We start from the raw sequence: 12,963 nt of genomic DNA on the forward strand, positions 1-12,963 counted from the left end.
ATTGCGTGCATGTTTTGTCATATGTGCGGGATGCTATACAAACAAGAGGTAACGATGAAAGGTGGTGCACAATAAGTGGTGAAAAAGCAAGAACCAGCCTTTGATGAATTGTCGTTGGATGAGAAAATAGCGAAGCTACAAGAGGTTTTTGAAGATGATAGCGAGTTTCATGTCCGTCATGTAAAAAAAGGTGATCTCACACTGACATTTGCGTGCATCACCAGTCTGGTGTCGATGGCAAAAATCAATGATTTTCTCATTCCGACATTGATGAGGTTGCCAGCAGAAGAAATTGATACGTATGTACATAATTTGCAAACGATGGAGGCGACGACCTATGATGATGCGATCAACCAAATTTTGGCCGGCAGTGTCATGATTTGTGTTGGTGACGATCATTTTTATACGGTGTATTTAAAAGAAGATACTGCGCGTGATATGACTGAGCCAAATGCGGAGCAAGTAGTGCACGGCTCACATGAAGGATTTGTAGAAGACTTACAAACGAATGTCCGGCTTGTGCGCAATCGGGTGCGGAGTCGTTATTTAAAAGTAGAGCATATTGAAATTGGGACAGAAACGAAAACGAAAGTGGCCATTGTGTACATGAAAGACTTGGTCAATGAAGACATTTTAGCAGAACTGAAACGACGAATGAATTATATCGAGACGGACATGGTTGTGACAACAAGCTATTTGGAGGAGTTTATTGAAGATAGTCCATTTTCGATCTTCCCACAAATGATATCCACGGAGCGCCCGGACAAGGTGGAAGCCAATTTACTGGATGGGAAAATTGCGCTTTTGTCTGATGGTGGTCCAAATTCGCTTATTATGCCGGTTACTTTTTTTAGTTTTTTTCAGTCTCCAGATGATTATAACAGCCGATGGATGACGGCGTCATTTATTCGGATGCTTCGCTTTGTTAGCTTTCTTATTGCGATTATTTTACCAGCGTTATATATCGCGGTTGTAAGTTTTCACTTCGAAGTTTTACCGGATGAGCTCGTCATGCCGCTGAAGTTATCGGTGTCGACGGTGCCCTATCCGCCAATTATGGAAGCACTGTTAATGGAATTGACGATTGAGCTCATTAGGGAAGCAGGGATTCGCTTGCCCTCCCCAATTAGCCAGACGATCGGGATTGTTGGTGGTTTGGTCATTGGAGATGCGGTTGTACAAGCAGGACTCGTGTCGAATGTAATGATCATCGTCGTGGCCATTACAGCCATTGCTTCTTACATTATTCCATCTAATGAATTTAGCGCATCCATCCGTTTACTGCGGTTTCCAATTATGCTTTTAGCAGCGATGTTTGGTTTTATCGGCATCATTTTTGGGCTCATTATCATGCTTATCCAGTTATGCAGACAAGAATCTTTTGGGGTTGCTTATTTTTATCCAATTGCGCCATTTAATTGGAGTGGCTTAAAAGATGCATTCATTAGGATGCCATTATGGTTAATGAAACGCCGTCCACTTGATGCAAAACCAAAAAAACGATTCCGTTTTAGACAAACGCGAGGTTGGGATATTGATGGAAATTCTTAAACAAAAAGTGAAAGCTAGTCATGTATTTTTTTTAATCATCCATACCCAAATTGGCGTAGGCGTGTTGTCGCTCCCATATACGTTGTCGCAAGCATCGGGTGCTGATGGATGGATGTCTTTAATTCTTGCCGGAGTATGGATTCAACTGTTGCTCGGCACATTCTTTTTGTTATATCGACGTTTTCCGCGTAAAAACTTGGACCAGATTGTTCAAACGTTGCTTGGGAATTGGATTGGCAACATAGCCAGAGTATTTTTCTTGCTTTTTTTCTTTTTGATTGATGTGCTGTTCATTGCCATTCTTGTAAGGATGCTTGATCGTTGGATTTTACCAGAAACGCCAAGAGTTGTAATAAGTTTGATCATACTTATGTTGAGTTTTTATTTAGCGAGAGAAAGTTTGCAAGTCATTTTACGCTTCTTTCTGGCAGTAACGCCTGCTCTTGTATTATTGGTAGCGATTGCGACTTACTCTTTAAAAGACGCAAACATTTATCATTTGTTACCAATCGGTCACCAAGGGATAGGCACCATTTTTAAAGGAAGCTTGGATGCCATTTTGCCACTAATGGGGTTTGAGGTCATCTTGTTTTTAAATGCATATATTACCGGAACAGTAAAAGCAAAATTTAAAATGGCGGTATGGGCAAATGTGTTTACACTTATGTTGTATTTGTACTTAACACTTGTTTGCTTTTTATACTTTAGTCCAGAAGAGATTGCTTTTCTCCCTGAACCGATGATTTACCTCATTAAATCCTATACGTTTCAAATTATTGAACGAACAGACTTAGTGTTTTTGTCTGTGTGGGTCGTGTATATCTTCACTTCCTTTGTCATGTTTACGTTTATTTGTGGAGACATTTTAAAGTCATTTTTTAAAAAGAAGAAGCGAGCGGACAGAGCACTAGCTGTTTTCTTATTGGCTGTCCTTTGTTTAGCTGCATACGTGTGGAAAATTGAGGAAAGAATTGATGAATATAGCATGTATTTGACTTATAGTGGCTACGTGTTATTGCTCATTCCAGGTTTGCTTTATATTCTGTCATTATGTATGAGGAAGAGGGATGATATTGAGAAAACTCATTAGCATTGCTTGCATCGCTTCGTTGCTTACGTTGTCAGGATGTTGGGATCAACATTTATTGAAAGACGTGACGTTAGTGAAAAGTGCAGGGATTGACTTAGTTGAGGATGAGAAATATTTAGTATCTGTAACTGTTCGGTCGATTCAAGAACCGACGAGTAAAGAAGAGGCAGGTGTCTCGTCACCAAAAACGATGCAAGTGGAAAGCAACACCATTCGAGAGGCACGAGACTTATTAGACCGTAGAATTGGGAAGGAATATGATTCCTCGAAGTTGGAAGTATTGGTGTTGGGAGAAGAGTTAGCGAAAGATGATATCCTTTTATTGTTAGATGTTTTTTACCGTAACCCACGGAGTCCTTTAAGTACGAAGCTCGTCATTTCCGAGGGGGAGGCACAAGACATCATTAAATTAGGAGAGGGTTATCCGTTGCAAATTGGTGAGTATATTGCTGACTTGTTAAGTAGTTTAGAGGGTGAGACAGCGATTCCGAATGAGAACATCCAGTCTATTTCAGCGCGGCTATTAAGCGGAGGAGAAGACATTACCTTGCCACTCATCAAACCTCTTGATGATGTGACTGCGACAGTTGTTGGATTGGCGTTGTTTGATGGGACAAAATACACAGGAAAAATTGAGCATCAATTGTCGACATTGTTTTTGTTAATGAATGGACAAGTGGGCAACAATGCGCGGTTTTCAAAGAAAATCCATGATGACAAGGAAGTGAATATCGCCAACTATATTACTGTCGATGTGACGGGTGTTGACAGAGACTTGCAATTGGTCGTAAATAGCGTCGATGACATTACAGTGAAACTGAATTTAAAATTTGATGTCGATGTGGTCGAATTACCCGTTGATATCCCAATGCCTATATCAGAGGTTAGGAATCTAAACAAAAAGCTTGGGGATTTGTTTACGAAAGAAGCAAAGATTGTGACAGACAGATTATTGGAAGCAAATTCTGATGCCCTTGGGATTGGGAAGCGTATTCATGCATTTCATCATGACATATGGAAAGAGAAGGATTGGAAAGAGGTATATCCAAATATTAAATTTGAAACGAATATCGAGGTTCGAATTGACCAGCAAGGGATTCTTTATTAATGGTAGATGAGAACTGGATATGAAAAAAGCGGGATGACCCGCTTTTTTTTGTCTTTAGCTTTTAGCGGACATGTGATATAATTGTGACGAGCAGGAAATAAAAGCGTTTGCAAAATAGGCTGAGGCGCATAATTGGGCTTATGGAGACATTAGTTAGATAATTATTATTATTTCCTTTGCTTTTGTCGCAGTCGTGTCAACGGGAGAAAATGAGTCTATATACATAATGATTGTGGGAGGGGATTTTTTATGAAAAAGAATCGGTTTATGTTGGCATCGCTGGCATTAGCAACGTCGCTTGTTGTGACAGCATGTGGGGACGGTGAAGGTAGTTTGCGTATGGTCACAGGGGGGACGAGTGGGACATACTATCCGCTTGGTGGCGGTATGGCGAAGACGATTCAAGACAATACCGATTTGAAAATCGATGTGTCGTCTTCTAATGCATCAGTGGAGAACATGCTTGCTTTGAGTGAAGGGAAAGCAGACATTGCATTTGTACAAACAGATGTGATGGCAAATGGGCTTGCTGGTGGCGAAGGTTTTGAGGGAGAGATCACCAATGTGTTGGCGCTCGGCTCTCTTTACCCAGAGATGATCCAAATTGTCACAACACCCGACTCAGGAATTGAAAGTGTAGAAGATTTAAAAGGGAAAAAAGTCTCGATTGGTGCACCAGGATCAGGTGCGCGTGCCAATGCGGAGGAAATTTTGGAGATTCACGGCATGACGGTGGAAGATATTGATGCCCAGAACTTGGACTTTGGCGAATCGACAGGTGGCATCCAAGATGGCAACATTGATGCAGCCTTTATTACAGCAGGGACGCCAACAGCAGCAGTAGAAAGTTTGTCCACAACGACAGATGTTTCTATCGTGCCAATTGCAGCGGATAAAGCACAAGCATTAATTGAGAAGTATCCGTACTATGCGGCTGAAACCATTCCATCTGGCACATATAAATTGACTGAAGACGTGGAGACGGTGGCTGTTCTTGCGATGATCGCGGTGAAGAAAGATTTACCAGAAGACGATGTATATGAGATCACAAAAGCCATTTATGAAAACAAAGTGACACATGCCAAAGGAACTGAGATCACTTTGGAAACAGCGTTAGATGGTGTGACCAATTTACATCCAGGTGCTAAGAAGTATTTTGAAGAACAAGGATTGAGTGTTGAGTAAAAATCACCGTGTGAAAGATGATCAACCGGCTGCGTACGTGCGTAGTGTACGTGCGGCCGGTCTTTCTTTTTAAACAGTGCTTGCAAGTTGAGAAAGGGCGTGCATCAAGTGAAACGGATCATCATTTGGGTGTTGCTTCCTCTTCTTCTGCTACTGTGTATCTTTTTTTACCCTGTTTCGATGGCGCTCGTCTTTTATAATGAGGATACAAATGAACGCCAAGCTTTTTTACCGCTAGAGTATGGAGATGAGTTTCAAATCATTTTTACCCATTCCGTCCATTTGTCAGATGTGGTGGAAAAATACCGCGTTACATCAGACAAACAAATCGAACAATTTGAATTCATATTTGAAGAGTTTGGCGTCGGCATGCCATCGAACGCTCAAACAGGCGAGACATTTGTGTATGAAGAGGGTCGTTATCACATTCGTGATATGAAAAATTTATTTCCTGAGCTGCGTGTACGAAATGGGAAAGCTGTTTCTCAGCATCGGCTTGTTTGGGGGACGCATGAAGTAACTTTTAATGACTATATGGAGCCAGGCGCATGGATGACTTTAAAGATAGAGGATTTAACATTATGGCAGTGGCTGAAAGGAGCACGTATTCATGAGCAAAACACAAACTAACCAAGATGTAAATCAAGAAGAGTTAATGGAAAAATATGATGCAGAGTCGAGAACACGGAAGTTATCTGGCGTTGCAGCGGGTATCGTATTCACAGGGCTACTGGCATTCTCTTTATTTCAATTATATACAGGTGCATTCGGTCAATTTACAGCGTATATTCAGCGTACGATCCATTTAGGATTTGCCTTGGCACTCATTTTCTTGTTGTTCCCGGCAAGGAGAAAGACGAAGAGAGACCATGTGCCGTGGTATGACTACGGACTCATGGGCTTATCAATCATTGTGTGTGCATACTGGCCTTTCTTTTATGAAACGCTTGTTCAACAGCTTGGATCGATCACAGGGGTACAGTTATTTATTGGATCAGTGGCGATCTTACTTGTGTTAGAAGCAGCGAGACGAGCGGTTGGGTTGCCGATCGTCACAATCGCAAGTCTATTTATCGCTTATGCATTGCTAGGACCGTACATGCCGGGAATGTTGTCACATGGCGGTTTGAACTTAGATGAATTTGTAAAGTCTATGTTCTTTACAACGGAAGGCATTCTTGGTACACCATTACAAGTGTCGTCAACATATATTTTCTTATTTCTATTATTTGGTGCTTTTCTCGTTCAAACAGGGGTAGGTGGTTATTTTAACGACTTGGCGCTTGCGATTGCCGGGCGACGCGTTGGCGGACCTGCGAAAGTGGCGATCTTTTCAAGTGCGCTAAATGGCACCATCTCGGGGAGCTCGGTTGCCAATACAGTCACAACGGGTTCCTATACAATCCCAATGATGAAAAAATTAGGTTATAAACCAAACTTTGCCGGTGCAGTAGAAGCAGCTGCGTCAACAGGTGGACAAATCATGCCACCCATTATGGGCGCGGCAGCGTTTCTTATGATTGAATTTGCCGGTGTTGGTTATTGGGAAATTGCGAAGGCGGCATTGATACCTGCCATGCTTTACTTTGCCGGAATATGGGTGATGACGCATTTTGAGGCGAAGCGACTTGGACTAAAAGGGTTGCCAAAAGAAGCGCTGCCTCGTAAAATCGATGTACTAAAGAAGTTGTATTTGTTGTTGCCAATTGTCGCCATTGTTGTTTTGTTGTTTCAAGGCTTTAGTATTGAGCGGACAGCGTTACTTGGTATCGCGATCACCATTATTGTAAGCTTGTTTCATAAAGACACGCGCTTGACACCGAGTAAATTTGTTGTTGCATTAACAAGTGGTGCACGCACGGCATTAGGTGTTGCGGCTGCAACAGCGTGTGCAGGGATTATTGTTGGTGTTGTGACAAAGACAGGACTCGGATTAAAATTGGGTGGTAGTATTGTCGGCATGGCGGCATCGTTAACGTCGTCGGCAGACTTACAATTGTTGTTGACGTTATTCTTCACAATGATTACAGCGATCATTTTAGGCATGGGATCACCAACAACAGCCAATTATATTATTACATCAACAATTGCGTTGCCAGCGATTTTGGCTTTAAATAGTCAACTGGATGTCGCTATTCCCGTTTTAGCGGCCCATATGTTTGTCTTCTACTTTGGCATTGTAGCTGATATTACGCCGCCTGTGGCACTTGCTGCATTTGCCGCTACAGGAATATCCGGTGGAGATCCGATTAAAACCGGGGTAAACGCCTCAAAGCTTGCAATTGCTGCTTTTATTATTCCGTACATGTTTGTGTTACAGCCGCAATTGCTCATGATTGATTCAACGATATTTGAAACAGGTCATGCGCTCATTACAGCCATTCTCGGGATGATTGCAATCGGTGCCTCCCTCATTGGTTATTGGTATAAGTCGCTTGCCTGGCACGAACGTCTCATTGCGTTCGTCACTGGTTTCTTGCTCATTTATCCTGATGGATATACAGACTTGGTCGGTATGGCTGTATTTGTCATGTTGCTCATTTATCAATGGAGCTTTTTGAATAGACAGCGCGAAGAAGCAAAGTCTCGCTCAAAAGGAGCGTAAAAAAAAAGCAGTTGCCTCGAATCGAGGTAACTGCTTTTTTTGATCTATATGCTAGAAAAAGGCGTCGACAAGCTCGTCGAGACTCATGTCACTTGATACTTCTGTTTTTTGTGGCTTTAATTGATCAGCGACCCCTTTGTCCTCTACTTTTTTAGAGAAGGCAAGTGTATCATCAATGATTTTTGCCTCCTTGAGCGCTTGAGCAATATGCCCACCTGTCATGCCCGGTTTTACTTCAATCACAACGGTATGCTTGTCGTCATCCTTTTTGTCTTCGTCTTTCTTGTCTTCGTCTTTCTTGTCTTCGTCTTTCTTGTCTTCGTCTTTCTTGTCTTCGTCTTTCTTGTCTTCGTCTTTCTTATCGTCGTTTTTTTTGTCTTTTACCTCTTTTAAAGTGGCCTCTGTTTCAGCAAGGGCTGTTTTGGTCTTTTCTAAATCTGTTTCAAGTGCTTCCCATTCTTTTGCTTTTTCAACTTTATAGCCAGCGTCGGCAAGTGCAGCGCGAAGTTCCGTTTCAGAGAGTGCGCTTGCGTCAGTTGCCTGATCCGCTTGAATGTAATAAGCAGCAGTCGTCACGCTCACGGCAACAAGTAACCCAGCAGCAAAACTACGAATTGTTTTAGGTGTCATGAGCGACCTACTTTCACGCGCGATGCAGCTGCTTCAATGAAAGGTGCAAGTAAGCGCGTCACTTCTGATTCTTCAAGACCCGACTCAGCAGAAATGCTTTCAGCAGAATAGCCACGTTTATGTAAATCTAACACCGTTCGAAGCGTTGCTTGTTCCTCTGGTGCCCGCACATAACGACCACTTTCTTGTGCTGCGATTTCTACGTCCAGTTCTAAATCACGAATGTGCGATTTCAAATGATGGATTTCCTCCATAAATGAGATAGAGAGTTGTTCAATTGCTTCCTCCGCTCTCGGTGACTTCTCTGCTTTGAAATAAGACATCGCAAGCAATATTGCTGAGACAGCAATTAAAATAATGAAAGTCCATTCCATCGTAATTCCCTCCTAAATGAATTTGAAATGTGCAGATGGAAGCTGCACGGTAAAACTTTAAATCGGTCATATTGTGGCCTCGTCTCTATTATACATGAATTCCCCCGTATTTCGATTTAAAATTTAAATTTCTATTCTGTTACAATTGATTTTGACATAGCTGGACAGCAATCTTTGTTGAGGTATTTTTAAAAGTGATTATGTAGCTGTAACGCTTGTGGCACAAGGGGTTTTCCGTTTACAAAAACATACAATTTGCCCTCCTTGTGTAGGATAAAAATAACAGGTATGCTTATAGTAGAACATGGTGATCTTTGGTAGAAATTTTGTCACGGATTATAACCGAAGGGCATAGAGGAGGGGAATAGATGCACAATTTCTCAGAAGCATCCGATCATGAAAACGCTTACGACATAGCCATTCACGATGCATTAAAAACAACTGCGTCTCTCTCACCGGTTGGGCGATTAGGTATTTGGTATGAAGGTGAAATATCATGGGTAGGCGATGCAGCATGGGCAATCGATCGTGCATTCTCAGTGAATGACACGTCTGTCGTGAGTCATGCTTACCATAAGCAATGGAATGTGAGTTTAACGGTTTTTGATCGCACAGCACCTCAGAAACTAGGTTGTGTTCGAGAAGTCATGTTTAAAAATGAAAGCACAGCTGTAATGAAAGTAAAGTTAATGATGCATCATCTCCCTCAACGTGACAGCTCAGGTATGACGTTTTACGCGCCAGAAGAGCAAGCGCTTGTCCATCATTATGATGACATTTGCTCGTTGTTTGCGCTACATATGCCTAAAGCGACCTATATTCAGCACGTGGCAGGAAGTATGGATAAACATTGGTGCGGTAACGAAGGCAGGTTATCGTTTTCGCCTTTTTCCTCAGACAGTGCCGAGAGTGTGGTTAGTGCGACGCTTTCGATCGCACCTGAGGAACAACAAGTAGGGGCAGGTTGGTTACTCGTTGCAAAACAGTATGACTTGTTAAAGGATGTTCATCGACGTTTGCGCGCAACTGGTCAGGAACGATAAAAAGCACTTGCTTTGTGGAGAAACTTTTGCTATGATAGTTCAAGTATGGTAGAAGAGTTTGGAGGGATTAGTATGCGTGTTCAAGTAACGCTTGCTTGCACTGAAACAGGTGATCGTAATTACATTACGACAAAAAACAAGCGAACCAATTCTGAGCGAATTGAGCTGAAGAAATATAGCCCGCGATTAAAGCGCCACACATTACATCGCGAAACAAAGTAAGCAGACGGACTTATCCGCTGCTTGCTTTTTTATGTGTGAGGCACGAAAAGGATGGGAGAGCAATGGACAAGAAGGTGATGATTCGTCGAGAAGTAAAAGCATCATTACAAAAGATGTCGCAGGCGACGTATCGTGAGCGCTCGGCGCGCATTGTAAGCCAACTTATGGGACGGAACATGTGGAAGGTTGCTAAGTGTATGGGTGTGACGAAAGCCATTTTCCCAGAAGTAGATACAGCACCACTTATTGAACAAGCTTGGTGCGACGAGAAGGAAGTCGCACTGCCACGTGTGCATATGCGTACAAAAACGATGGCTTTTTATGTAGTGACTTCGTGGGATCAATTAGAAGAGACAAGATACGGACTGTTAGAGCCAGTGGTCTCAAAATGTCGATGTGTAGATGAACAAGCAATTGATTTAATGATCGTTCCTGGTGTGGCGTTTACAAGGAAAGGGGATCGTTTAGGGATGGGGGGCGGTTTCTATGATCGGTTGCTGCCAGCTTATAGGGGAACGACCGTGTCTCTTTGTTTTGAGGAGCAGCTGCGACTGGTATTGCCAACGGAAGATCATGATGTGAAGATTGATCATGTTGTTGTGGAAGGAGATGAATCGGGATGACGACAGCGGAACGTTATTCGCGGCAGTTGTTATTTCCTGGTATCGGTGAGGAAGGACAGCGTCGTTTAAAAAATAGTCGTGTGCTCATTGTTGGTATGGGTGCACTTGGTACAGTGTTGGCCAACCACGTTGTACGCGCTGGAATAGGCTATACGCATTTTGTTGATCGCGATTATGTGGAATTAAGCAACCTCCAACGCCAATCATTGTTTAATGAAGATGATGTATCACGTGCGTTACCAAAAGCAGTCGCAGCAAAAAACACGTTAGAAAAAGTGAATACAGAAGTTGAGATTGATGCAACGGTGTGTGACGTTCATAGTGGGAATGTGGCTTCATTTACAGAGGATGTAGATATCGTTTTAGATGGCACAGATAATTTTCATACGCGTTTCTTACTAAATGATGCCTGCTTTAAGCAACAAATCCCACTTAGTTATGGTGGTGTCGTACAAGCAAAAGGGGTTAGTGCATTGTTTGTTCCAGGTATGACACCATGTTTAAGGTGTTTCATTGGAGAAGGTGCGCAACAAGGAGAAACATGCGACACAGTCGGTGTCATTGCACCTATTGTTGATATCATTGCCTCTTATCAAGTGGTTGAGGTTGTCAAGTACTTAGTGGGTGCGACGGAACAATTAAGAAACACCGTTCAAACCATTGATATTTGGCATAATACATTTTCGCAATTGTCATTTCGAGCGCCGAAAGTTGATTGTGCCACTTGTCAAAAAGCTGAATATCCAGCGTTAGCAGAGCGAGCAACGGATACAGTTGCATTGTGTGGACGAGAAACGATTCAGGTTGGTGGTAAGCCGTTAAATATTGCAGCGATGGCAACACGGTTGCGAGCGGTTGCAACGATACAGGAAACCCCATTTTTAGTGCGTGCGACATTGCCAGAGGGAGAGCGGCTCGTTTTATTTCCAGACGGTCGCGTGTTGGTTCAAGGGACAGAAGATGTGGCAAAAGCGAAGTCCTTATACAATAAATATATTGGCCATTAATAGGAGAGGAATAGACACCTCTCTTTTTGTCTATAAAAAAAGCTTGATTTTATCGTGGAAAGTACGTATGATAAAGAACATATTACAAATATACTTTAACGCGTTAAAGTGAAGGGGTGTTGTTGGCATGGAGAGGACAAAAATAAGTACAAAAGTAGCGATTTGTTCGCTATGTTTATTTATTTTAATGATGGTTGGGTGTATGTTCTTTCTGAAGGTAGCACCACACATTCCGATTTTACTCGTATTAGTCACAGCTGTAATTCTTGGTCGGTTATTCGGGTTTTCTTATCAGGAATTAGAGGGAGGGCTCGTGCAAGGGGTATATCGCGGTCTTCAACCTATTTTTATTCTCATGCTTGTTGGCTTGATCATTGCTGTGTGGATGATGAGTGGGACGGTGCCTACGTTGTTATTTTATGGTGTTGGTTTGCTCTCACCAGAATGGTTTGCCCCAGCGGCATTAACAATTTGTATCGTTGTGTCGACTTTTACAGGAAGTAGTTTTACAACGATTGGGACTGTGGGTGTGGCATTAATGGGCATAGCGGTTGCGCTTCATGTACCAGCACCTTTAGCAGCAGGAGCAATTATTTGTGGTGCGTGTTTTGGGGACAAAATGTCCCCTTTGTCAGATACGACGAACTTTGCAGCCGCAGTCGCTCGTGTACCACTGTTTACACATATAAAACATATGTTATGGACGACTGTCCCAGCACTTTTCATTACGTATGTATTTTTATTTGTTGTCGGGCGGTCTGCTAGTGGGGGAGAGCAAATGCAGCTTCAACCAATGTTGGATGCATTAACAGGGCACTTTCATATTACTTGGCTCACACTCTTGTCCCCGATCATTGTTGTCATTTTAGCAGCTCGGAAATACCCGGTGCTTCCAGTATTAATGACAGGCATTGCGACAGGCATTGTGACAGCCATTGTACTGCAACATGTCCCATCTGTTGCCGCTGTCTTCCATGTGTTGCAAGATGGTTTTAAATTAGATACAGGTGAAGAAATGGTCAATAACATTATTCAAGCTGGAGGCTTGCAATCAATGATGTGGTCCATTTCCCTAATTGTGCTCGCCCTTGCACTAGGTGGTGTGCTGCAAACAATCGGTTTTATTGAAGCGTTATTTTCTCCGGTTCGTTCCTTACTTGTAAGACGTGGTCATTTAATTGCGGCAACAGCGATGTCATCGATCAGTGTCAATGTGGTGACTGGTGAGCAATATTTATCAGTGTTGTTACCAGGAGAAACGTTTCGGACATCGTACAAAGTGATTGGCTTGGCACGGCAAAATTTGTCCCGTACGTTAGAAGATGCCGGGACATTAATCAATCCATTAATCCCGTGGGGGGTAAGTGGCGCTTTCTTCGCTCATACGTTACAAGTACCAGTAAGTGCTTATGCACCGTTCGCATTATTCTTGCTGTTGTCCCCACTGTTTACAATTGTATTTGGTTATCTTGGAATTGGTATTGCGCGAGTGGATAAAAGCGGGGGAGGAGCGGCATAGTAAGAC

Annotated in this window: 13 protein-coding genes; 11 read left to right on the forward strand and 2 right to left on the reverse strand. The window is 42.7% G+C overall.

Annotated features, from left to right (window positions below; genetic code table 11):
- Positions 1 to 75 precede the first annotated feature (75 nt).
- The 6 genes from NSQ26_RS03030 (at position 76) to NSQ26_RS03055 (ending at position 7,539) form a co-directional block, all read left to right on the forward strand.
- The gene (locus NSQ26_RS03030) at positions 76 to 1,551 is read left to right on the forward strand and encodes a spore germination protein (protein WP_499719093.1); all 1,476 of its coding nucleotides are present in this window, start codon (positions 76 to 78) and stop codon (positions 1,549 to 1,551) included.
- Entirely contained in the window at positions 1,538 to 2,641 is a 1,104-nt protein-coding gene (locus NSQ26_RS03035) for a GerAB/ArcD/ProY family transporter (protein ID WP_499719094.1), read from the forward strand. The genes NSQ26_RS03030 and NSQ26_RS03035 overlap by 14 nt, the downstream gene beginning before the upstream one ends.
- Positions 2,619 to 3,749 (forward strand): Ger(x)C family spore germination protein, encoded by a 1,131-nt coding sequence (locus tag NSQ26_RS03040; RefSeq protein WP_499719095.1) that lies wholly within the window; start codon positions 2,619 to 2,621, stop codon positions 3,747 to 3,749. Before NSQ26_RS03035 ends, NSQ26_RS03040 begins: the two co-directional genes overlap by 23 nt.
- A gap of 249 nt (positions 3,750 to 3,998) precedes the next feature.
- Positions 3,999 to 4,934: a TAXI family TRAP transporter solute-binding subunit gene (locus NSQ26_RS03045; RefSeq protein ID WP_499719096.1), complete on the forward strand. Its 936-nt coding sequence runs from the start codon at positions 3,999 to 4,001 to the stop codon at positions 4,932 to 4,934.
- A 108-nt stretch (positions 4,935 to 5,042) separates the two neighbouring features.
- Entirely contained in the window at positions 5,043 to 5,564 is a 522-nt protein-coding gene (locus NSQ26_RS03050; protein ID WP_499719097.1) for a DUF1850 domain-containing protein, read from the forward strand.
- Positions 5,545 to 7,539 carry a TRAP transporter permease gene (locus NSQ26_RS03055; RefSeq protein WP_499719098.1) on the forward strand — a complete coding sequence of 665 codons (1,995 nt, stop codon included), beginning with the start codon at positions 5,545 to 5,547 and terminating at the stop codon, positions 7,537 to 7,539. The genes NSQ26_RS03050 and NSQ26_RS03055 overlap by 20 nt, the downstream gene beginning before the upstream one ends.
- Before the next feature lie 51 nt (positions 7,540 to 7,590).
- Here NSQ26_RS03055 and NSQ26_RS03060 read toward each other — a convergent pair whose 3' ends face one another.
- Together NSQ26_RS03060 and NSQ26_RS03065 are read right to left on the reverse strand one after the other, a co-directional pair.
- The gene (locus NSQ26_RS03060; protein WP_499719099.1) at positions 7,591 to 8,169 is read right to left on the reverse strand and encodes a hypothetical protein; all 579 of its coding nucleotides are present in this window, start codon (positions 8,167 to 8,169) and stop codon (positions 7,591 to 7,593) included.
- The gene (locus NSQ26_RS03065; protein ID WP_090775925.1) at positions 8,166 to 8,543 is read right to left on the reverse strand and encodes a hypothetical protein; all 378 of its coding nucleotides are present in this window, start codon (positions 8,541 to 8,543) and stop codon (positions 8,166 to 8,168) included. The genes NSQ26_RS03060 and NSQ26_RS03065 overlap by 4 nt, the downstream gene beginning before the upstream one ends.
- A 368-nt stretch (positions 8,544 to 8,911) precedes the next feature.
- On the opposite strand from NSQ26_RS03065, the gene NSQ26_RS03070 reads away from it, so the two are divergent.
- The 5 genes from NSQ26_RS03070 to nhaC all read left to right on the forward strand — a co-directional run bounded on the left by NSQ26_RS03070 (position 8,912) and on the right by nhaC (position 12,957).
- Positions 8,912 to 9,586: a hypothetical protein gene (locus NSQ26_RS03070; protein WP_090775926.1), complete on the forward strand. Its 675-nt coding sequence runs from the start codon at positions 8,912 to 8,914 to the stop codon at positions 9,584 to 9,586.
- A 72-nt stretch (positions 9,587 to 9,658) separates the two neighbouring features.
- On the forward strand, positions 9,659 to 9,808 hold the full coding sequence (gene rpmG, locus NSQ26_RS03075) for a 50S ribosomal protein L33 (protein ID WP_090776008.1): 150 nt from the start codon (positions 9,659 to 9,661) through the stop codon (positions 9,806 to 9,808).
- 62 nt (positions 9,809 to 9,870) lie between these two features.
- A complete protein-coding gene (locus NSQ26_RS03080) occupies positions 9,871 to 10,431 on the forward strand; it encodes a 5-formyltetrahydrofolate cyclo-ligase (RefSeq protein WP_499719100.1) in 561 nt (186 codons plus the stop codon).
- On the forward strand, positions 10,428 to 11,438 hold the full coding sequence (locus NSQ26_RS03085) for a ThiF family adenylyltransferase (RefSeq protein WP_499719101.1): 1,011 nt from the start codon (positions 10,428 to 10,430) through the stop codon (positions 11,436 to 11,438). The genes NSQ26_RS03080 and NSQ26_RS03085 overlap by 4 nt, the downstream gene beginning before the upstream one ends.
- A 127-nt stretch (positions 11,439 to 11,565) precedes the next feature.
- Positions 11,566 to 12,957, forward strand: a complete 1,392-nt coding sequence (nhaC, locus tag NSQ26_RS03090; RefSeq protein WP_499719102.1) for a Na+/H+ antiporter NhaC — start codon at positions 11,566 to 11,568, stop codon at positions 12,955 to 12,957.
- Positions 12,958 to 12,963 lie beyond the last annotated feature (6 nt).

The organism is Bacillus sp. FSL W7-1360, assembly GCF_038592975.1.
Taxonomy (GTDB): Bacteria; Bacillota; Bacilli; order Bacillales; family Bacillaceae_D; genus Shouchella; species Shouchella lonarensis.